Source organism: Nostoc sp., from assembly GCF_036917435.1.
Classification (GTDB): Bacteria; Cyanobacteriota; Cyanobacteriia; order Cyanobacteriales; family Nostocaceae; genus Nostoc.
On the sequence record NZ_JBALDM010000027.1, the window covers coordinates 19,511 to 40,440 of the forward strand.

A 20,930-nucleotide genomic window follows, 5' to 3' on the forward strand; every position below is an offset into this window, starting at 1 on the left:
GATTTTAGTCCATAAATTCTTTTTTAACCTCTTCTATCTGTGTTCTCTGCGCCTCTGCGGTTAAATAAATTACTTTTGAACCACAGAGGCACAGAGAACGCTGAGAAAAAGAATCTTATTTTACGAGTCACCTTGAAAGGGCTAGTCCTAAAGATGTCATTGCCACAAAGCATTACAGTGATTCAAGTAAATATGTGAGACTATATTTATTCACTTACTTGGAGACATAATTATGGTTTTTGCTGGCAAACGACCAAATAATTTAGGTATAAACAACGGTAAATTAGCATCTTGCCCTAACTCTCCTAACTGTGTTTCTAGTCAGAGTGCAGATGCAACCCACAAAATTGCACCATTGAATTTTACATCTACCCCAGAGAAAGCGATCGCTAATCTGAAAAAGATTATTCAGTCTTTACCAAGAACTAAAATCATTACTGAAAGCCAAGATTATTTATATGCAGAATTTAAAAGTGCTTTACTGGGATTTGTAGATGATGTAGAATTCTATCTAGACCGGAATGCTAAAGCGATCCAAGTGCGTTCAGCTTCCCGCTTAGGTCAAAGCGATTTAGGTGTCAATCGTCAACGAATAGAGGCGATTAGAGCCAAGTTAAAGTAACTATCATCCTGGGGATTTAAATTTCTGAAAAGGTTAAATTGGCAGGACGATTGCAAATTCCGTTCCCTTGCCCAGTTGAGAATTACAACTTAGCTGACCTTTGTGGGTATCCTCTATAATCTGACGGGCGATCGCTAATCCTAATCCTGTTCCTTTCCCAACCTCTTTGGTTGTGAACAAATGATCGAAGATGTGTTGCTGAATCTCTGGTGACATTCCCATACCATTATCTCGGATACAAATCACAATATACTTTTGAGAATCATCCAGTCGAGTCTGAATCTCAATCCGACTTGGATTAGCTTTGATATCCTCTGGCGATCGCTCCTGATTTGATTCTTCCAACGCATCAATAGCATTAGCAAGTAAATTCATCAATACCTGATTGAGTTGTCCGGGATAGCACTCAACCTCTGGTAGCTTTCCATACGCTTTAATCACTTCAATTGGCGATCGCCCGCTCAAGCCTTTAAGTCGATGCTGGAGGATCAAAAGCGTACTGTCAAGTCCTTGATGCACATCGAAAAGGACTTTACCAGCGACATCTGCACGGCAAAAGTTTCGCAGCGAAACAGAGATATCTTTGATTCGGACACTGCTCAATTTCATGGAATTGAGTAACTTTGGTAAATCTTCGAGGACAAATTCGACATCTAACTCCTCAAGTTCTTGCTGCATTTGAGCGGATGGGTGAATTACCTCTGCTTGATAGAGGCGCAAAGCTTTTTCTAGGATGGCGACATACTCTTGAGCCGGAGCCAAATTACTACTAATACAACCGATGGGATTATTGATTTCATGCGCTACCCCAGCTACCAATTCACCCAGAATTGAGAGTTTTTCTTGCTGTACTAGTTGTACTTGCGCTTTTTGCAATGAAGCGCTACGTTCTGCCACTTTCTGCTCCAGAGTTGCTGTCATTTGCTGTAAGGTTTTCGTCATATTTCCCATCTGCAAATGTACGCGGACTCGTGCTAATATTTCTTCTTGCTCAAAAGGTTTAGTGATGTAATCAACTGCTCCTAATGATAATCCTTTGACTTTGTTTTCTGTATCTGCCAGTGCAGTCATAAAAATAATCGGAATATCGCAGGTGTGGGGATTAGCTTTCAGGTAACTGCAAGTTTCAAACCCATCCATAACTGGCATTTGCACATCAAGCAAAATCAAAGCGGGAATGGCCCGATCGACTTGTGCGATCGCACTTTTACCATCCTCTGCAAGGCGCACATTCAACCCGGCGGTTTTCAGTGTTTGCTTGAGTACTGACAAATTGGTAGGATTATCATCCACAATTAAAATAAATTCGTTAGTTTGGTCTAACATTATGCCTCCAACTATCGGTTTCAACGTGTAAGCTAGCGGAATCAAAGGACATTTTTATGGATTGAGAGCTTGGGAAATTAACTCCCGTACTTGTTTTATTTGACAATCTTCGGTTAACTGAATTAATTTTTGTGCGAATTCGATCGATTCTGGATAGGAGTGCTGTAATTGCTCTGCTACTGCTACCACCGCATCAAAATCACCTTCTTCGCTGAATTGATGAAGCTGTGTGAGGATTTCAGAAGGAGGAGACACCAGTTGATTGTGGGGTGTTTCAATTAACGGTTGCGATCGGGGATTTTTTTGTTCAGATTGTTGTTCATACACCCATTCCAACTTGAGATATTGGCAGAGCATTTCTAATAATATGTCTGCTTGCAGGGGTTTGGGTAGAAAAGCGTTAGCTCCTGCATCCAAGCTCTTAAACTGATCTTCTTCAAATACACTGGCAGAAGAAGCGATCGCTACCACATCTTTTAGTTGTGGAGATAGACGCAACGCTCTAAGAAAATCAAAGCCATGCATGACGGGCATAATTAGATCGGTGATTACTATATCTGGTTGCAATTCCACCGCTTTATCTAAGCCTTCCTGCCCATTGCTGGCTTCAATCACCTCAAAACCGATGGGTTGGAGTAAGTTGACAATTACTGAGCGATTTTCCCACTTATCATCCACCACCAGCACTTTACGTTTCTGTCCTTGATAGCTAATGATATTCCCCTGACTCAACCTTATTGGCTGCTCTACCCAATTTTTTACTTCTGGTACTTCAAGTTCAAACCAAAAGGTACTCCCTTTGCCATAGTCACTTTTGACTTCAATTTGGCCACCCATCAAGGAGACGATTTTTAGGCTAATTGCCAATCCTAAACCCGTTCCTTCACCTTGCTTTTTCATATCTCCCACTTGCTCAAAAGGTAAGAATATTTTTTCTAAATGTTCGGGAGTCATTCCCACACCCGTGTCTTCAATCTCGAAGCGAATTTTGTGCAGAGGTATGGGGATATTGGATTGCTCTTTAACTGTGACGCGAAAGGTAACACTTCCTCGTTCGGTAAACTTGATGGCATTCCCCAACAGATTAATTAATACTTGCCGCAAACGTTTTTCATCGGTGCGAATGCCGCTAGGAATTTCTGAATTAGGTTTATAAACAAGGCTAATTCCCTTTTGTTCGGCTCGCACTCGACAAATTTCGATGACATCTTCTAAGAAAGAAGATAGATTAATTTCTCCTAGATTGAGTTCGAGTTTACGAGCTTCAATTTTTGACAAATCGAGTATGTCGTTGATTAATGTTAAAAGGTGAAAACCACACTGATAGATAATACTAACCCCCTTCTTTTCCGGCTCACCTAATGCTTTAGAACGTTGCAAAATCTGGGCATAGCCGAGAATTCCATTTAGGGGAGTGCGGAGTTCGTGACTCATGTTTGCCAGAAACTCACTTTTAGACTGATTAGCAGTATCGGCTTTTTCTTTAGCGATCGCTAGTTCGCCTGTGCGTTCTTGCACCCGTTGTTCTAAAGTTTCAAAAGCCTCTTGCAGTTGTCCTGCCATATTATTAAAAGCCCGAGCAACTTCCCCAAGTTCATCTTGATATTGAATCTCTAGTTTAGTTTGCCATTCACCACTGGCCATCAGAGTTGCAGCATTGCGGAGTAAGTCTAATCTGAGGCTAATTCGATGCCGGGTAAATGTGATGGTGTTGTAAATTGTCAGCCCAACAATCATTAGGATCGCTAAGGAAAAGATTGCTGGTAATAGCAAAGGAGCCATTGCTTCTATTACGGGTTGTTCAACGATCGCAAACCAAGGGACTATTTCCTGCGATCGCACCGAGGCAAATACTAACCTTCCACTCAACCCTTTGTATGGCTGCATTCCATCCTGGGCAATTTTTTCAGGAGTGAGCTTTATCAGCTTTTTCAGAGTCATCCCTTGCCCTTGTAATCGGGGATTCCGGTAGGCAATTACTTGACTTGTTTCATCGGTTATATAAACGTATCCCATTCTGCCGACTTGAATCGCTAGTGCTTTATCCAAAAGTTGGCTTAAGTCTACAGTGACGATCAGCGTAGCTTTAGGAAGTCCAATATCATCACCTACTGGAACTGCCATATCCAAAGAGGGAAAATTATTGTTAAAGTTGACAACCCCGTTATAAACAAGCTTCCCTTTCTGAAAGACTTTTAACCACGGTTGTTGTAAAATTTGAGTCTCTTGTTGTTCTTTAAATCTTCTCTGTTGAGCTAAAATTTTCCCCTCTAGACTAACAAGTCTGACGTTAGTAAAAGACACATTGCGCGATATCATACTACGCAGAATATCATTGACGGTAGTTGCCGTTTTCGTTGTGGAAAGTGAGGCGCTAGTGGCAATCAAATCGCTCTGAATATTGAGTAAAAATAGGTCAAAAGTGCGGGCTGCTTCGGCGCTAGCAACATCCAATTGTCGCTGAATTTTTTCCCCCGTTGCTCTTAATCCTAGCGCCATAGTGGAACCAATACCAAATATCGCAATTAAACTCAAAATCAGGGTTCTAGTGACAATCTGCCGACTCAAAAAGACAGAGGGGTAAATTTTATTTCGAGTTTTTTGTAGCCAAGCTCGGTAATCTGTCATATATATTTCTGAAAATTAAAATTTGGATTATAGCGGTTCTCAGTTGAGTAGGTACTGAACCCCACCCCCAACCCCCTCCCCGCAAGCAAGGAGGGGGCTATGATGTAACTCGTATGATTAAGAAACGCTATACTGCCTTAGCTAAATACTCTTGGACATTATCTTGAGTAATTACAGGAGGTGGAGGAATTTTAACGGTTGGGGGAAAAGTTTCGCCGTTTTGGAGATGACGGATCATCATTTGTACAGCTAAACGAGCTTGCGGCAGAGGTTGTTGCATGGCCGTTGCAGCGATCGCTCCTTGATGAACTGCTTCTAGCGCCGGACGAGTTCCATCAAAGCTGAGAATCTGGATTTTCTTTTCATTGGCTTCTACAACTGCTTCTCTAGCACCAAATGCCATCGTGTCGCAAGCTGCAAAAATCACATCAATATTGGGAAACTGCTTCAGCCAATTGGCTGTGATCGCTTTTGCTTCCTTCTGTTCCCAATGGGCAGATTGCATATCCAATACTTCCATATCTCCTTGCTTTAAACCAGCAAGAAAGCCATTGCGTCGTTCTAAGGCATTTTGTTGTTCTAGAACCCCATTTAAGATCAGCACGCGACCACGACCTTTGAGTTGCTTAACTACCCATTGTCCTAACTGCTGGCTGGCTGCAAAATTATCAAAATCTACAAAACTGACAAGGCGATCGCTATTAATGGGTATATCAATAGCAATTACAGAGATGCCTGCATCAATGGCTTTTTCCACCACACGGACTAATTTCACCGAATCCACCGTTACGATAATTAGCCCATCCAGATGACCTCGCTGGATCGCATTTGAAATTGTTTTGATTTGCAGGTCAACGCATGTCTGACATTTGTTATCCAAGACCTTGACATTTACACCAAAATCCTGTGCTGCTTTTTCAGCCCCTTGTTTAAGCTGGACTTGGTAGGGATCTTGCTCATCTTTAATCATCAAAACCAGATTCCAAGGTCGGGTTGCTTTGATCTCTTGTTTGAAAAGCTGAGTAGATTGAGTTTGCGGTGTAGATGGAATTTTAGAGGTTTGGGTAGCTGACGATTCTAGTTTGGTTGTTGTTGGACGACAAGCACTTAATGAACAAAAAACTAAGCCACCCAAGCCAGAAAGCTTAAGGAAATGCCGTCGTTGCATGATATTAGGACGATGTGGTTGGATAATTTTAGCGATCGCTAAACGCCACTGATCGGTAGGTTCATTCATTATGTCCCCTTTAGACAAGTAATATTTTAGGTATAAACAAAGGTGTAAGAGCTTTTATAGATGTCTCTAACACCGTCGTGAGTCATCGTTGTACAGCTTGGTAAAAATCCACCTACCGCAAAATCCCCTGATTAAAGGTAGGCAAATTTGCGCCACAGCATACTATTTGTTTGATTTCCTATTTAAGTTACCCAAAAAGGCTTGTATTCTAACGGAGATGATGATGTCGAAACTTACTCAATCAAAAAATCAGTAAGCCACAAACTTGTGGAAAAAAAACGTAAAAATAAGCGTTCAGGTTCTCCAAATAGGAGCAACTGGGGTACTATTCCTAATCGCCATCAATTGGTGCAAAATATTTGTGAAACGTAACTTATTTAAAAACTTTGACTCTCGACCTAGACTGATAATTGCTATCGGACTAGCTGTATTAGTTTCAGTAATCCTTCCGCGTTGGTTACACTTACCCACTCGCATACTCTGCGCTTGGAACTCCGGTATTGACTTTTTCTTAGCCATAACGTGGTGGAAAATGGGCAGGGCTACCCCAGAAAAAATTCGCCGTTATTCTGAGAATGAATATGAAGGACATTTAGCTATATTCATGTTAGTGATAGCTGCGGCTTGTGCTAGTGTTTTAGCTATTGGGTTTTTACTAACAGATAAAAAAGGGTTGTCAATAATTCTGCTTACCCTACATGTCGTACTTGCAATTATAACCATTGTCGGTTCCTGGTTACTAGTGCATACGATGTTTGCAGTGCAATATGCACACAGTTATTACAAATATATTAATCATAGTAATGATGAAGAAATCACCAAAGGTTTAGATTTTCCTAATAACGACTATCCAGACTATTGGGAATTTTTATATTATTCATTTGTAATTGGCATGACAAGTCAAGTTTCAGATGTGCAGACAACATCACCTGCTATGAGGCGCTTGACTTTGTTACATAGCATATTATCTTTCTTTTTCAATACCACAATTTTAGCGATGAGCATCAATATCATTGCATCGCTGATTTAAAAATCGCTTGAATCAGCCAAAAGTATGATTATTTGCTTCTTTACTTCCAGAAAAAGGAAATTCTATTGCAAGTTTTTTAACATGAATTTAACTTGAGATCATCGAGTCAAATTACCCCCCTTAATCCCCTCTTATAAAGGGGGGAAACCGGAAAATCTAGTTCCCTCCCCTTTATAAGGGGAGGGTTAGGGTGGGGTGACGCGGATCGTGATAGGAAGTGAACTCAATATCCAATTTTTACAAGGGTTTCCCGTTAAGTTGACACCAATGGCAACATGAGCGCCCTAGTTGTACAAGTTAAATGTGGAACAGCTTACCACTTCTCTACGAGACGCTCCGCGAACGTGGAAGCAAAGCGTCTCGTAGAGAAGTGAGGGTTATACCAACCCATTTGTTATTTCGGCGAACCCATTTGTTATTTCGGCGAACCCATTTGTTATTTCGGTATACCCATTTGTTATTTCGGTATACCCATTTGTTATTTCGGCATACCCATTTGTTATTTCGGCATACTCATTTGTTATTTCGGCATACCCATTTGTTATTTCGGCGTACCCATTTGTTATTTCGGCATACCCATTTGTTATTTCGGCGTACCCATTTGTTATTTCGGCATACTCATTTGTTATTTCGGCATACCCATTTGTTATTTCGGCATACCTATAGCTTTATAAGGGGGGTTAGGGGGGATCAACAAGTGCCTAAAATTACTGTGAAATACTTTTAAAACAACCTCTGAGCCAGCTAAATAAGTGCGATCGCACTTATTTAGCCATTACCGCTAAATTCACCACACATTCAGGAAATTGCCGCTTTAATGCTGGGAAAACTGGACAAGGCGCTTGTTCTTGTAAATTCTCTGGTTTACTCCAAGTAAAGGGGGCTTTCTGCGCTGCTGACATCCACACCATACGCTTGGCCCGTGTCATCGCAACATATAGTAAACGGTACTCCTCAGATATTTTCAAGTGCTTTGCTTGTTCCCATGCTTGTGTAACATCTGGTATTGTAGATTCTCCGTGGAGAGCAGCCCGAATTTGGGCGCGGGCTACTTCTGATAGGGTAAAATCTCCTAAAAACTGGCTTTGGGGAGGAACCCAAAATCTACCAGGAATCAAGTTTTCGTGGAGAAACGGAAGAAATACATAATCCCAATCCAGCCCTTTGGCTTTGTGCATCGTAATAATAGTCAGTTGACCGCGACGAGTGTAACGTTCTTCCGAGTCTTCGGTTTCCACTGGTTCAAACCGTTCGGAACTGACGATTTCACTTAAAGCTGATAGCATTCCCCCCATCGAACTATTGCCAGCTATCTGCTGATTTACCCGTTCTGCAAGTTTGTCAGCAGTTGCCAATTCTGCCTGATCGTAATTTAAGGTCAAGGCGAGAAAGGATATTAGCTGATACAGGGGCAATTCCAGGCGGGCGCGAAGTAAATTGCGACACAAACGTGCGGCTTTTTCGACTGTTTCTGTCTGGGGTGCTGCTAGGGGGCCAGGATACAAAAATTCTTCTGGGAGACTAGCAAGGGCGTTGAGGTCTTGGGTAGGAATTAACTGGCGCTGTACTAATGCTTCTAATGCGGCTTTGAGGTAATCGGGGGAGTGGGGGCGATCGCAAAATTGCAGCAATGCTAAAATTTCTTGGGGAACATGAGAGCGGCGATCGCGTTCTCCCACATCGTAAAGTGTAATGTTATGCTCTTTGCACACAGATGCTAAAGCTTCTCCTAACCATCTTCCTTGGCGATTTTCTCGCACTAAAATTGCTGCACTATTTTGTGTAGGATCTTCACCAAATAACTCAACGACTCTTTCAGATAACAATTCAACAGTGTGATGAATGTCACGCGGGGTATAAAGTTCTAATCCCCGTCCTATTGGTGCTGGATTGGCGTTCTTTTGCGGATCTCCAGTTTCAACAGGGCGAATTGTCTGGAAGCGAAATGGTACTTGTCGATTCTCAGGAGTCTGTTGTCCGTTATTCGCTTTTGCTAACGACTGATTATTGATCCATTTCAGAGCAAAGTTCGCGGCTTCAATGATAATTCTACTACTGCGACCAGCTTGATCCATCGTTGCCAATCGTTCGATGCGATCGCACTCTTCGCAAAATTGCCGAAAATAAATCGGATCGGCTGGAGTAAAAGTAGAGTTAATCGCCTGATTTGGATCGCCAACTCGGACTAAGTTGAGTGCTGAGTGCTGAGTCCTGAGTGCTGAGTGAGGAGTGAGGAGTGAGGAGTGCTGAGAGTTATCTCCCCCATCACTCGCCAAAATTTCTAACAGCTGCGTCTGTAGGGGGCTAGAATCTTGGGCTTCGTCTTCAAAGACGGCGAAAACTTGGTTTTGCTCGATCCGGCGGGCGCTGTCATTTGCTAAAACGCGCAGTGCGGCTAAAATCATATCGTCGTAGTCAATGAAATCACGCGATCGCATTAAGTTTTGATATTGCTCATACAATCCCGCCGCCACGCTCAAAATTGTATATTCATCTGTGGTTTGTCTACTCCACTCCCGTAATTTTTCGGGCGATATCCCAGAACTTTTTGCTTCATGAATTACTGTATTAGCCAATTCTGGTAATACTTCTGTTCGCAGCACCGATTGACGACGCAACCTTTCTGTCTCTTCTCCATCAAATTGATGACCCTCTAATAACCGCAGATATGTTCTGGGATTATTTACAATCCATTGTTCTACGGCTGTTCGGATAAAGCGATGACTTTGGGTTGGCGTAATTAATGTGACATTATCTAACTGCAAACCCGATAAATCAGAATGGCGGCTAGCAATGTTCAACGCTAAACCATGTAAGGTATAGACGAAAAATCCCGTCTGAGGTAGGGATAAATCATCTCGTAAGAATTTGCGGATCTTCGCTTTAATATTGGCAGCAGCAGAACGAGTAAAGGTGACAACTACCAAATGACGACGCGAGGATGGGCGCGACTGGGCATAGCGTTCATATTGACGGGCGATCGCGATCGCTGCTGCCGCCGCCATCCCAGTAGATTTACCTGCGCCAGGAACGGCAGAAATAGCCAAAGGGCCAGATCCCCAGTCAGCCATTTGTTGTTGTCCAGGGCGGAGACTGTTGCGGATTGCGAGAATTTTCTCTCGCAGATTAGGAACTGGCGATCGCTCAGACAATTCTGAATGCAGGGATTCTTGAGCCACAGGATTAGTAAATTTAGAGTCTGACATATCAAAATTTTATATTTAGAAGAATAATTTAGCACCTGAACCCGTTTGCTGCTTTATGTTGCCCTATAAAACTAGATACAGAACAGCTTATTCTTACGAATAGGTGAGTGAATATGCCAGGTGATAGAATGAATTCCTAAGCCTTTTCTACTCTGATCAATCTACTCTATCCAAATTGGAGAGCAAGATGGCAAAAGCCTCAAATATACCACCACCAGAACCAGAGATCACGGATGAGCAAAGAGAAGCCGCAGAAGCGGAAATTCGTGAAAAACAAAAAATAGTTGATTATGACACAAAAGAGTATCCAGTAGAAGTACTTGTCCAAAAATATAGAGATGGGCTGAATGAGGACATTAATGAGTTGTATATACCAGACTATCAACGGGAGATGATTTGGGAAGAATCTCGGCAGTCAAAGTTTATTGAATCTATTATGCTAGGACTACCAATTCCATATATTTTTGTTGCTGATTTACGACCAAAAGATGATGATGATAGTGATGATGAAGCTCGGTTAGAAATTGTTGATGGTACTCAGCGTATTCGTACACTAGACAGATTCATAAATAATGAGTTAAAGCTTTGTGAGCTAGACAAACTACAAAAACTTAACGACTTTAAATTTAAAGATTTACCACTGGCACGAAGAAGACGCTTCAATCGGGCTACGATTCGCATGATTGTACTAACGGATAAAGCTGATGAAGAAACAAGAAGGGATCTGTTTGAACGGATCAATACAGGTAGTGTCGAACTAAACGACATGGAGAAGCGTAGAGGTATATCTCCAGGCCCATTTGTTAATCTTCTTGAAGAACTTGCTAAAGATCCTAAATTTCGCAAGCTATGTCCATTCTCAAAAGTACTTATTAATAAACGTGAACCAGAGGAATTTGTGTTACGTTTCTTCGCTTACTTAGATAACTACAATAATTTTGAAAGACGCGTTAATCTTTTTCTGAATGAATATCTAGAGAAACATAACCATAGTGGAATAGACAGAGAAGCTATGCGAAATCAATTTCACGCAATGTTAGATTTCGTTGAACAATATTTGCCAAATGGATTTAGCAAAAAAGAAGGACATGTAAGAACACCAAGAATTAGATTTGAGGCAATTTCTGTAGGTGTTGCACTTGCGCTGAGAGAAAAAAACGATCTTAAACCTCAATCAATGCAGTGGCTTGACTCACCAGAATTTAAGGATTACACCACGTCAGATGCAAGTAATTCCAGACCTAAAGTAATTAAGCGTATTGAGTATGTGCGCGATCAACTTCTCGGTAAATTATGACCAGTGCATTATTTCAGGATTTCAATGAACGCTCTAAAGAAGTAAGCAAATATTTTATTTTTTTGAAGACCTTAGAAGATGGCACTACTAAATTAAGTATGCAAGGTAAACAAGGAAACTCGAAAATTAGAAAAATTGATTCTGAGTTAATAAAAACTTTGAAAGCAAGCGGGTTTTTATTGCTCTATAATCTTGTGGAAGCAACAATGCGAAATGCTATCGAAACAATATTTGATGAACTTAGCAGTAAAGGGGTTTCCTACGATCAAATTACACCTGAACTTAAGAAAATAGTCCTTCAAAACCTCAAAAAACGAAATCCTGACAAAATATTTTCGAGCATCACAGCTATCTCTATTGATATTATTACTGCTGGATTTGATAAAGAAAATCTATTTTCAGGCAATATTGATGGAAAATTAATCAGAGCTACGGCGGATGAGTATGGATTTTCACATACAACTGACTATGCGAAAACAGCACATGGAAGTGATTTAGTAACTATTAAAACAAACAGAAATCTGTTGGCACATGGCTTTAAATCTTTTGCAGAGGTAGGACGAGACAAAACTGCTGATGAGCTTCTAGAGATTAAGAGTAAAGTGATTAGATATTTGAGACAAATTCTACAAAATATTGAACAGTATTTAGTTAATAAGGATTATTTGGATTTATCTATTAGAGGAAATCCTTAACGGACAACTTGAAGGTGATTTAGTATGCTTTTAGCGATAACTTCGCCTAGTTTAACAGGAACAGCATTTCCAATCAATCGACCTATATGACTTAACCCTAAAGCCTCATTGGGGGCGACAAACTCATAATTTGCTGGAAAACTTTGTAGTAATGCTGCTTCCCTAAGAGATATAGCCCTATCTTGTTCAGGATGTCCAAAACGACCGTTACCAAATCCAAAACACTGTGTAGTGATAGTCGGGCTAGGTCGATCCCATTCCATCCGACCATATACCGCAGGATAAGTTTTACCACTCTTTTTTGTATGGCATTCTGCAATTAATTCTCTAGGCCAATCTCGCCAAGTTCCTCCGGGTTTTGAAGCACGAATACGACGAAGATTCAGATTAGATAGCTTACTGCATAGATGGAGTCGGTCTATCTTAGATTTTTGACCCGCCGAAAGTGGTTCAAGATGTTCAATAACTTTTCTTACTGTTTCGTATCTTCCTGCATTATGTGTTGGTGGAACTAAGTTAACTTTGGCAAATTTTGAAGCCAGTAAAACTAATCGCTTTCGAGATTGAGGGACTCCATAATCTAGACAGTTAACTTCATAAGATTCCAAAAAATAGTTTAACTTTTCTAATTTTTCTATAAATTCATGAAATACTGGATGGTGTTTTAACTGAAGCACATTTTCCATTGAAATAATCTCTGGTTCACATTCTTCTACCAGACGAGCAAAATCACGGCATAGCTTCCACTTTGATTCTTTATCCTTATAACGTCTTGAATAACTTGAAAATGGTTGACAAGGGGCACATCCTGCTAAAACTCTAACGCTGCTGCCAGAAAAATGCTTTGCGAGATCAGAACCGCTAAGATGTTCTACATCTTGCAGTATAAATTTTGCTTTATTATTGTACTCGTATGGAAATTTACAAGCTGGATCGATATCATATCCAGCTTTGACTGGAAGACCTGCTTGCTCAAACCCATGAGTTAGTCCTCCAGCACCACAAAACAGATCTACTGTAGAGATGCTGCTAACCATTTACTTCCTCTTGTTGCCATATATAGCCCAATTAGCTAGACTAGCTCATTTTTACAATGACTACAACAAAGGTTTTTTTCAGGTAGTCCTCAAAAAATTATGAGGAATTGCACATTGGCTTGTAGTAGCGATTAAACGCTACTACCTCTATTAATAGACTATTCCACCGTTACAGACTTGGCCAAATTCCGGGGCTGATCGACATCCAAACCGCGACGGGCGGCAATATGATAAGCCAATAATTGCAAAGGAACTACTGTGAGAATCGGAGAAAGTAATTCGTCTACATGAGAGATGGGAAGAAGATCGTTAAAGATTTCCGCAGCTTCACCATCGTTGACGGGAGTCACGCCAATTAACCGAGAATCTCTAGCTTTGGCTTCTTGGGCATTAGAAATAACCTTTTCGTACACACTACCAGGGATTGCGATCGCAACTACTGGTACTTTCGCATCTAAAAGTGCGATCGGGCCATGCTTCATCTCTCCAGCCGGATAACCTTCGGCGTGAATGTAGCTAATTTCTTTTAATTTCAATGCCCCTTCCAAAGCAATGGGGAAGTTAATTCCTCTTCCTATAAAAATGAAATCTTTGGTTTCAGCAAATTCGTGGGCTAACTGTTCGGTTAAACTTTCTTGATTTGCCAAAGTCGCCTCAATTTCTTTCGGAAGCTGCCGCAACCCATTAATAATTTTCTCTAATGTATCTTTTGAAACCGTCTGACGACGAGCTGCTAAATCTAATGCCAAAGCATAAAATGCCATCAGTTGAGCAGTAAAAGTTTTTGTCGCCGCCACCCCAATTTCAATTCCCGCTAGAGTACTGATGACATGCGGCATTAGATGACCGAGACTGCTTTCAGGTCGATTGGTAATACCCAGTAGTCGCGCTTGATATTTAGGTTCTTTTCCCTGACGACGTTCTTTTTCCATAGTCAAAGCTGCTAGGGTATCAGCAGTTTCACCTGATTGGGTAACGCCAACGATCAAAGTATTAGATGTCAAAGGCGATGGTGCATAGCGATACTCAGAAGCGTAATGTACCTGAGTAGAAATTCCGGCTAATTGTTCAAGTAAATATTTGCCGATTAATGCTGCGTGCCAACTAGTACCGCAGGCGACAATCTGAATTTGTTCTAAATCAGTGTAGAAATCCGCAGGTAAACCAAGATTGATTGGTGATTCGGCAGATTCGGCTGGATTAAAGTAAGCATCTAAACTCGCTCTTACTACCCCTGGTTGCTCATGGATTTCTTTGAGCATGAAATGTTTGAATCCCTGCTTTTCTACCATTGCGGGATTGAAGTTCAGCAACCGGGGTTGTTTTTTCAACCTGTCGCCAGCAAAATTGTAAATCTCAACGCCCAAAGGTGTGAGGCGAGCAATTTCGCCATTTTCCAGAGGTAGCACTGCACGGGTGTAGGCAACGATCGCAGGCGTATCAGATGCACAAAAGAATTCCCCTTGCCCAAAACCAATTACCAAAGGCGCTTGTTGGCGGACAACAATCAATTCATCGGGGTAATCAGCAGAAATAACTGCGATCGCAAATGCCCCTTGCAAGTGGTTAACGGCTTGGCGAATAGCTTCTAAAAAGGGAGATGAGGTAGATGACGGGGGAATATTCTTTAAAAATTCGGCTATGAGATGGGGAATTACTTCAGTATCAGTTTCAGAAAGAAATTGGTGTCCTTTTGCTTTGAGTTCTTCGCGTAAGTCGCGGTAATTTTCAATAATGCCATTTTGTACCACCGCCACTCGCTTCGCCGTATCTAAATGGGGATGGGCATTGTATTCTTCTGGTTTACCATGAGTTGCCCAGCGTGTGTGACCAATACCAATTTGGGCAGGGGTTTCTATTTGTTCTAGTTTAGAACGCAAGTTATGCAGTTTGCCCTTTGCCCGCACACAATTAACCTCACCTTCCCAGATAGTGGCGATTCCAGCAGAATCGTAGCCCCTATACTCTAGTTTTTCCAGCCCAGCGAGTAAAATGTCTGTCGCCGCTTGAGTGCCTATATATCCAACGATTCCGCACATTGTTCACACCGTTTTTTTCAGGATGATTAAATCCAGTATAGTGTTAGGCACAAACTTGACGTTTTGCAAAGAAAAAAGGGAGTAATATTACTCCCTCTACCACTAGTAGTCTGTCAAAAAATAATTGACGAATAAATCTTCTGTAGAGACGGCGATTTATCGCGTCTTTCCAAACGTCAAAATGGGTTTGACAGACCACTAGGTATTGTTATGGATTTTGGGCTTTTAAAGCAGATTTACAGTCAGCTTTTAACCTGACAGTATAAATACAGATTCTAGGATTTAAGTACCCAGAGATTTTTATCCCCAATCTAAAATTAAGATTTCGTAAAGTCGGTAGTATCCACTCTACGGCGCTCAAGGTGCTTGCTATTGACACACTTCCAAGTCTTAAGTTCCGAGTTCCGAGTTCTGAGTGAAGAATCAAGAAATTAGTTTTTTTGATTTACTTCTTTTTGTCTCAGCACCCAGAACTCGGCACTAGCTTTTTAGTAAGCCAGACCCATACTGCGAGTTGTTTCAGCGCCCAGGTAAACCCGGATGCTTAAAAAGTCGGTGGGACAAGCGGTTTCGCAGCGCTTACAGCCAACACAGTCTTCTGTACGGGGTGAAGAGGCAACTTGAGCAGCTTTACAGCCATCCCAAGGAACCATCTCAAGTACATCAGTAGGGCAAGCGCGGACGCATTGGGTGCAGCCAATGCAGGTATCGTAGATTTTTACGGTATGAGACATTGAAAAAATCGCTCCTTCCGAGTGTTCTTCTCTGCGAAAGAATCATAATCAACGCATAGTTTACCGCAGTCGTTGATAGGCCGTAATCAAAAGGCTACATAACTTCAAACAATGTAATGAGTACCCTTAATAAGTTGCTTTTCCGGTATTGTCCCTATTGTCTTATTAATTAGCAACATCCGATGAGCGTATTTACCGTAGGCTTATACCATAATGGAGTTTAATAGTAAAGCTAAATGAAATAAAAATAAATCTACAAAAATAGATGCAGAAATTATGTATGGTATCTATTGATTGGCAACTATAGCAATCCTAAATTTAGTTGTAAAAAATACTATATTTATTGAGTTTGTTCAATTCAAAAATTTGACAATAAGTCAATAACTCAAATAATGCTTTGACATTGATAGTTCTGCCCCAAGTCTAGAGGCGGCGGTACATCCATTAGACATTCCCAGTCAGAGACTGGGAACGAGAAAAACCAGATAATCTATAAAAGCTGTATATTTAACTTTTTAAATCTGTCAAAGTCATAATTTTTCTTGTTATATATCAGAGGATTTCAGAAAATGCAAATTCATCACTGATCGCAGCAATTTTTATTGGAATTTCTGGTTGATCAACCATCACTTTCAGTTCTTCTTCAGGATTTTTAATATCAGACAATTGCTCTTTTTTATACTCATTTTCCCGGATTTGTCGAGCAATACTTTCTAGTAACCAAAGTTGTTCTTCCACAGACAAGGCACGGATGGAACGCTCAATTTCTAGTAAATTCAGTGATGTCATTTGGCTTCTGATTCCAAGCAGGGGGTATTTTTGAAAGATATGATTATATGTCAGTTTATCTGGTTAACCTAGAGAATCGCAAATTCTCCATTATTTTCTCCAAGCATATCTTTTCACAAATCAAATGAGATTGCTATAAATAACTAGAAGCCAATTATATGACTTTTCAATTAGGTATTACTGCTGAAGCAAAATGTACGCTAAACTGACTACATGAATTACGAAACAGCCCGGAAACTCCTCATAGATCAGACAATTGCAACCGAGGAAAACCCAGATGCGCTGTTAACGCGTATGAAACAGGGGAAACCGCCGGTACCCGGTCAGATCACCTCAATTTTGTTGGCATTGAAAGTGGTGTTTGAAGCCCTTAAAGATGCAAAGACCCTAGACCGAGAACTGGCTTTGACCCTTTATCAGTTAAGCATTAAGGCACAACAGCTATTTGCCGCAGGGCGTAAAGCTGGTATAGATTGGCCGCCACTACTAAAGGAAGATTTGCTACGAATTTCCTTAGCATCGGAAAGTATCTTTTCAGGTATATGGCAAACCCTAGCCCCTATAAGCTTTGGCAAGCTATAGAACACCATTTTCAGCAACCTTTAAGTGGAAAAGGGATGAGGGAGATGAGGGAGAAAGAATAACTAAGCTAATCAGCATTTAAGTTGCATAAAAGCAGGGCTGAAGCCCTTACTACAAGCGAATCATTCTGGAAAAATGAATGACGATTAGCTTAATACTTCGCCTTACTTCGACTTCGCTCAGTACAAGTGTCCAATTCCCAATTCCCAATTTCCAATTCCCAATTCCCAATTTCCAATTCCCAATTCCCAATTCCCATTACCGAACTTGCAGTTCACTTTCTAATTTGTTGAGATCAGTTTTGAGCAAAACCGTCATTTGACCGGTAAAAGCTTTGCCAGTCTTGGGTTGGGCAATTTCTACCCAATATACATAGCGATCGCCTACTCGTAATTCTCCCTTCAAAGCTTCCCGAATGGGAGTTTTGGCTAGACGCGCCGAGTTAACTACCTTCTGGTTGGGATACTCGTACACTACCTGGGCGCGATCGTAGTCTTGATAAATCTCCAAGCCATAAATCACCCGCAAAGATTCCTGGAGACGCGCAAATGACATGCCGTTAATGGCATCATACATGGAAATGCGCTCACTGCGAATTGTGCCACGGTCTTTAGAAAATTCCACCCTACCAGGGGGCAATACCGACGCTTGAAAAGTGAATCGTTGAGCAGCAGTATCAGTCTTTTGCACAAACAATTTCTCCCCACTCCTGGGCTGGAGTGTTGGATGTGCTTTAATCCAAGTGCCTACTTCTTCTGTACTTTGCCCTGGTAAAGCATTGGCTTGGGAATTTCCCAGTATTCCCATAGACAGCCAGGGAACAAGAGAAGCAGGCAAAATTAAAAAGTTCAGCAAAAATTTTTTCAGCATTTTTCTATTCACGACTTTCATGGAAATTTCCTTATTAGGGAGTAACCATAGTCTTCCCGTTTTTCAGCAAGATTATTTCAAGCGTCAACCCTACTTAGGAGTTATGTAAAAATAACTTCAACAATTAAGCAGGAATTCTAAGCTTAATTACGTAGTTCAACTCACCACGTAAAGAGTTGCGTTCAATAGCAATAGCATTAAATTCTTGGTCGCACTCACACAACATTGACAGTACGAATAAACTAGCGATCGCAGAAGTTTTTTGGACAACCAGAAAAATTCAATTGGAGACTTGATTAATTTCATACCTTTTTCTGAATCTAGTCATTAGTTACTCTGAATTGTGTTTTATTTCTATCAAAGAAATCAGTATTATCCCTGTAGTCATAACGGATCTATTTAATTAAAAGTAGCTTTAGTTAGTACTTTTATGCTTATAAACTCGATTTTACTTAAGTGTAAATACAGAAGTTCAAATATATTTTTTTAAGAAAATCAGTATTATTCCTGTGGTCAGATTGGGCTTACTCAATGGAAAGTGGCTTCATCTAGTCTTGACATTTTTATGTCTTATTCTCCAAGGATGTCTGTAAATCTCAGTAAGAGGAAGTAAATTAATAATAATTTACGAATTTGCTGAGATTTGATCGTTTGAAAATAACGCTGTTTTCGTTGAGTTTCACCACAAACCATAAATATCAACTGATGTACTTTAAAATACAAAAATTTGATGTTTCTCACTTGATTTAAATTGTGGAATAACTCTATACAAATTTAGCGTACACGTATTGAATTTAGCTGAAGTAAAAGCAAAATGAGCACAACTCCTATAGGTAGCTACAGGTTGTTCCAGAAACTACATCCGCTATCTCTGTTGGCACAATTAACTAGCCGGCGTGCTACAGGGTGCTTAAGCATATTTACTGGAATAGTTTCTTGGTCAATTTATCTAGAGGACGGTAAACTTACTTATGCCTCCTATTCAGATAAACTGTTTGAGCGGCTTGACAGTCACTTGCGACGCTTAAGCCAGCAAATTCCTACTCTCAACAGCGCCACTCGTGTGCAGATGCGGCTGATGTTTGAGACTAAGAATGAACATCAATCAATACCCAATGCGGATTACCAAGCTATTTGTTGGTTAGTAAATCAGGACTATATCACCACTGTGCAAGCAGCAAACCTGATAGATGAATTAGCAAAAGATGTACTGGAATCATTTCTATGCTTAAAAGAAGGTAGCTATGAATTCAGCCCGGAAAGCTCTTTGGATGAACTACCAAAGTTCTGTCGCCTGGATTTACGGTTACTTGTTGAATACTGTCAAAAGCAGTTACGAAATCGGCAAAATATCCAGTCATCAATTCCGGCTGGTGCAGGTTCTCAAGTTTTATCTAAAATACAACCGTCTCAAGTTCAGCCACAACTGCAAATAAAACTTGGGCAAAAATTGCCGATGCCAATCAATTTTGATATTCCTCAAAATAATAAAAATAATCAGCCACTTGCTGGCAAAAAACTATATACAATTGCCTGCATTGATGATAGCCAAACAGTTTTGAATTCTATCAAACACTTTTTGGATGAAAACACATTTTCTGTTGTAACGATCAACGATCCGGTGAAGGCTTTAATGCAAATTCTGCGGAGTAAGCCCGATCTGATTTTGTTAGATGTTGAGATGCCAAGTTTAGATGGTTATGAGCTATGTTCCTTATTGCGGAAACATTCAGCTTTTAAACATACGCCTATCATTATGGTGACTGGTAGAACAGGATTTATCGACAGGGCAAAGGCGAAAATGGTCAGATCATCAGGATATTTGACTAAGCCTTTTACACAATCAGAATTGCTAAAAATGGTTTTTAAACATCTTGGTTAATTTAGTAACAAACAATAACTATAACCAAGTTTAATCGCCTTAAGTTCTTTTTTAGGAGATTTAATAGTGAGCCTAACTTTACTTGGCACAATTCTGATTGTAGAAGATTCTCCCAGTGAATTGGAATTAATGAGCCATTATCTCAAAGAGAGTGGTTACAACGTAATTAAAGCAAGTGGTGCAAAAGAGGGTTTAGAAAAAGCTGTGTTAGAAAAACCAGATGCGATCGTTACTGATGTTGTAATGCCAGAAATGAGCGGATTTGAATTGTGTCGTTCTCTAAGAAGAAATCCGATTACTGCAAAAGTGCCGATTGTTATTTGTAGTTCCAAAAATCAAGAAATTGACCGTTTATGGGCGATGAGACAAGGTGCAGATGCCTATATAACTAAACCTTATACGCGTGAACATCTGTTACGTACTATTAAATCAGTGGTAATTTAAATCAATGACTAGTCTAAACATTACACTTCCCTTAAAACCAACTCAAAATAATTTAGCAGACGGTTATCTTAAGTTTCAACTAAATCAACAGACTGCTGCTGTTTTATCAATGAAACATACACAAGAAGCAATTCTTGTGCCTATCGAATCTGTAACCTCAATGCCTAATATGCCCACCTGCATATTAGGATTAATGAATTGGCGGAGTCGAATTATTTGGGTAGTTGATTTGCCAAGAATGCTCAATTTAGAATCTCTAGATTATCGACTGCGGCAGTACAGTGCGATCGTTATCCAAGTGGAATCATTGGTGTTAGGTTTAGTTGTGCAAGAAATCAAAGGTACAACTAAGTTCATTCCTGATGATATTCAATCGCCTATAGGACAAGTAGCATCCAGTTTAGTTCCTTATTTATGTGGCTGTGTTGTACAACAAGAAGAAATATTGCTGGTATTAGATGGACAGGCAATTGTGCAGTCTTCTATTCTCCGCAGTGATTAGGGTGTACTAC

17 protein-coding genes are annotated in these 20,930 nt (G+C 40.5%); 8 read left to right on the top strand and 9 right to left on the bottom strand.

What is annotated here, in order from left to right:
* Window positions 1–232 precede the first annotated feature (232 nt).
* On the top strand, window positions 233–622 hold the full coding sequence (locus V7K98_RS10865) for a DUF1499 domain-containing protein (RefSeq protein WP_335021572.1): 390 nt from the start codon (window positions 233–235) through the stop codon (window positions 620–622).
* A gap of 33 nt (window positions 623–655) precedes the next feature.
* Here the strand turns inward: V7K98_RS10865 and V7K98_RS10870 are convergent, their stop codons facing one another.
* The 3 genes from V7K98_RS10870 to V7K98_RS10880 form a co-directional block, all read right to left on the bottom strand.
* A complete protein-coding gene (locus tag V7K98_RS10870; RefSeq protein WP_335021574.1) occupies window positions 656–1,948 on the bottom strand; it encodes a sensor histidine kinase in 1,293 nt (430 codons plus the stop codon).
* 54 nt (window positions 1,949–2,002) lie between these two features.
* Entirely contained in the window at window positions 2,003–4,576 is a 2,574-nt protein-coding gene (locus V7K98_RS10875; RefSeq protein ID WP_335021576.1) for a hybrid sensor histidine kinase/response regulator, read from the bottom strand.
* Window positions 4,577–4,703: 127 nt separating this feature from the next.
* A complete protein-coding gene (locus V7K98_RS10880; RefSeq protein WP_335021578.1) occupies window positions 4,704–5,813 on the bottom strand; it encodes a sugar ABC transporter substrate-binding protein in 1,110 nt (369 codons plus the stop codon).
* 361 nt (window positions 5,814–6,174) lie between these two features.
* Here V7K98_RS10880 and V7K98_RS10885 point away from each other — a divergent pair, with 361 nt between their 5' ends.
* Entirely contained in the window at window positions 6,175–6,843 is a 669-nt protein-coding gene (locus V7K98_RS10885) for a DUF1345 domain-containing protein (RefSeq protein WP_335021580.1), read from the top strand.
* 764 nt (window positions 6,844–7,607) lie between these two features.
* Here V7K98_RS10885 and V7K98_RS10890 read toward each other — a convergent pair.
* Window positions 7,608–10,049 (bottom strand): ATP-dependent helicase, encoded by a 2,442-nt coding sequence (locus tag V7K98_RS10890; RefSeq protein WP_335021582.1) that lies wholly within the window; start codon window positions 10,047–10,049, stop codon window positions 7,608–7,610.
* A gap of 187 nt (window positions 10,050–10,236) precedes the next feature.
* Here V7K98_RS10890 and V7K98_RS10895 point away from each other — a divergent pair, with 187 nt between their 5' ends.
* Together V7K98_RS10895 and V7K98_RS10900 are read left to right on the top strand one after the other, a co-directional pair.
* Window positions 10,237–11,346 (top strand): DUF262 domain-containing protein, encoded by a 1,110-nt coding sequence (locus V7K98_RS10895; protein WP_335021584.1) that lies wholly within the window; start codon window positions 10,237–10,239, stop codon window positions 11,344–11,346.
* Window positions 11,343–12,041 (top strand): MAE_28990/MAE_18760 family HEPN-like nuclease, encoded by a 699-nt coding sequence (locus V7K98_RS10900; RefSeq protein WP_335021586.1) that lies wholly within the window; start codon window positions 11,343–11,345, stop codon window positions 12,039–12,041. The genes V7K98_RS10895 and V7K98_RS10900 overlap by 4 nt, the downstream gene beginning before the upstream one ends.
* On the opposite strand, the gene V7K98_RS10905 is transcribed toward V7K98_RS10900, so the two are convergent.
* The 4 genes from V7K98_RS10905 to V7K98_RS10920 all read right to left on the bottom strand — a co-directional run bounded on the left by V7K98_RS10905 (window position 12,038) and on the right by V7K98_RS10920 (window position 16,640).
* Entirely contained in the window at window positions 12,038–13,078 is a 1,041-nt protein-coding gene (locus tag V7K98_RS10905) for a DNA cytosine methyltransferase (protein WP_335021588.1), read from the bottom strand. The genes V7K98_RS10900 and V7K98_RS10905 overlap by 4 nt on opposite strands.
* A 158-nt stretch (window positions 13,079–13,236) precedes the next feature.
* Window positions 13,237–15,117 (bottom strand): glutamine--fructose-6-phosphate transaminase (isomerizing), encoded by a 1,881-nt coding sequence (gene glmS / locus V7K98_RS10910; protein ID WP_335021590.1) that lies wholly within the window; start codon window positions 15,115–15,117, stop codon window positions 13,237–13,239.
* A 488-nt stretch (window positions 15,118–15,605) separates the two neighbouring features.
* Complete coding sequence (gene psaC / locus V7K98_RS10915) at window positions 15,606–15,851, bottom strand: photosystem I iron-sulfur center protein PsaC (protein ID WP_010997613.1); 246 nt, start codon at window positions 15,849–15,851, stop codon at window positions 15,606–15,608.
* 552 nt (window positions 15,852–16,403) lie between these two features.
* Entirely contained in the window at window positions 16,404–16,640 is a 237-nt protein-coding gene (locus V7K98_RS10920) for a hypothetical protein (RefSeq protein ID WP_335021594.1), read from the bottom strand.
* 213 nt (window positions 16,641–16,853) lie between these two features.
* On the opposite strand from V7K98_RS10920, the gene V7K98_RS10925 reads away from it, so the two are divergent.
* Complete coding sequence (locus tag V7K98_RS10925) at window positions 16,854–17,222, top strand: Dethiobiotin synthetase (RefSeq protein WP_335021596.1); 369 nt, start codon at window positions 16,854–16,856, stop codon at window positions 17,220–17,222.
* Between the two features lie 258 nt (window positions 17,223–17,480).
* Here the strand turns inward: V7K98_RS10925 and V7K98_RS10930 are convergent, their stop codons facing one another.
* On the bottom strand, window positions 17,481–18,092 hold the full coding sequence (locus tag V7K98_RS10930; protein WP_335021754.1) for a hypothetical protein: 612 nt from the start codon (window positions 18,090–18,092) through the stop codon (window positions 17,481–17,483).
* Between the two features lie 814 nt (window positions 18,093–18,906).
* Between V7K98_RS10930 and V7K98_RS10935 the strand changes: the two genes are divergently transcribed.
* The 3 genes from V7K98_RS10935 to V7K98_RS10945 all read left to right on the top strand — a co-directional run bounded on the left by V7K98_RS10935 (window position 18,907) and on the right by V7K98_RS10945 (window position 20,920).
* Window positions 18,907–19,974: a response regulator gene (locus tag V7K98_RS10935; RefSeq protein WP_335021598.1), complete on the top strand. Its 1,068-nt coding sequence runs from the start codon at window positions 18,907–18,909 to the stop codon at window positions 19,972–19,974.
* Between the two features lie 66 nt (window positions 19,975–20,040).
* Window positions 20,041–20,418 carry a response regulator transcription factor gene (locus tag V7K98_RS10940; protein WP_012411883.1) on the top strand — a complete coding sequence of 126 codons (378 nt, stop codon included), beginning with the start codon at window positions 20,041–20,043 and terminating at the stop codon, window positions 20,416–20,418.
* Window positions 20,419–20,422: 4 nt separating this feature from the next.
* Window positions 20,423–20,920 (top strand): chemotaxis protein CheW, encoded by a 498-nt coding sequence (locus V7K98_RS10945; RefSeq protein WP_335021600.1) that lies wholly within the window; start codon window positions 20,423–20,425, stop codon window positions 20,918–20,920.
* Window positions 20,921–20,930 lie beyond the last annotated feature (10 nt).

Coding starts and splice junctions, on each gene's coding strand:
- V7K98_RS10935 (WP_335021598.1), top strand. CDS start 18,907: ATGAGCACAACTCCTATAGGTAGCTACAGGTTGTTCCAGAAACTACAT.
- V7K98_RS10865 (WP_335021572.1), top strand. CDS start 233: ATGGTTTTTGCTGGCAAACGACCAAATAATTTAGGTATAAACAACGGT.
- V7K98_RS10945 (WP_335021600.1), top strand. CDS start 20,423: ATGACTAGTCTAAACATTACACTTCCCTTAAAACCAACTCAAAATAAT.
- psaC (WP_010997613.1), bottom strand. CDS start 15,851: ATGTCTCATACCGTAAAAATCTACGATACCTGCATTGGCTGCACCCAA.
- V7K98_RS10870 (WP_335021574.1), bottom strand. CDS start 1,948: ATGTTAGACCAAACTAACGAATTTATTTTAATTGTGGATGATAATCCT.
- V7K98_RS10875 (WP_335021576.1), bottom strand. CDS start 4,576: ATGACAGATTACCGAGCTTGGCTACAAAAAACTCGAAATAAAATTTAC.
- V7K98_RS10925 (WP_335021596.1), top strand. CDS start 16,854: ATGAATTACGAAACAGCCCGGAAACTCCTCATAGATCAGACAATTGCA.
- V7K98_RS10900 (WP_335021586.1), top strand. CDS start 11,343: ATGACCAGTGCATTATTTCAGGATTTCAATGAACGCTCTAAAGAAGTA.
- V7K98_RS10920 (WP_335021594.1), bottom strand. CDS start 16,640: ATGACATCACTGAATTTACTAGAAATTGAGCGTTCCATCCGTGCCTTG.
- V7K98_RS10930 (WP_335021754.1), bottom strand. CDS start 18,092: ATGCTGAAAAAATTTTTGCTGAACTTTTTAATTTTGCCTGCTTCTCTT.
- V7K98_RS10880 (WP_335021578.1), bottom strand. CDS start 5,813: ATGAATGAACCTACCGATCAGTGGCGTTTAGCGATCGCTAAAATTATC.
- glmS (WP_335021590.1), bottom strand. CDS start 15,117: ATGTGCGGAATCGTTGGATATATAGGCACTCAAGCGGCGACAGACATT.
- V7K98_RS10905 (WP_335021588.1), bottom strand. CDS start 13,078: ATGGTTAGCAGCATCTCTACAGTAGATCTGTTTTGTGGTGCTGGAGGA.
- V7K98_RS10890 (WP_335021582.1), bottom strand. CDS start 10,049: ATGTCAGACTCTAAATTTACTAATCCTGTGGCTCAAGAATCCCTGCAT.
- V7K98_RS10895 (WP_335021584.1), top strand. CDS start 10,237: ATGGCAAAAGCCTCAAATATACCACCACCAGAACCAGAGATCACGGAT.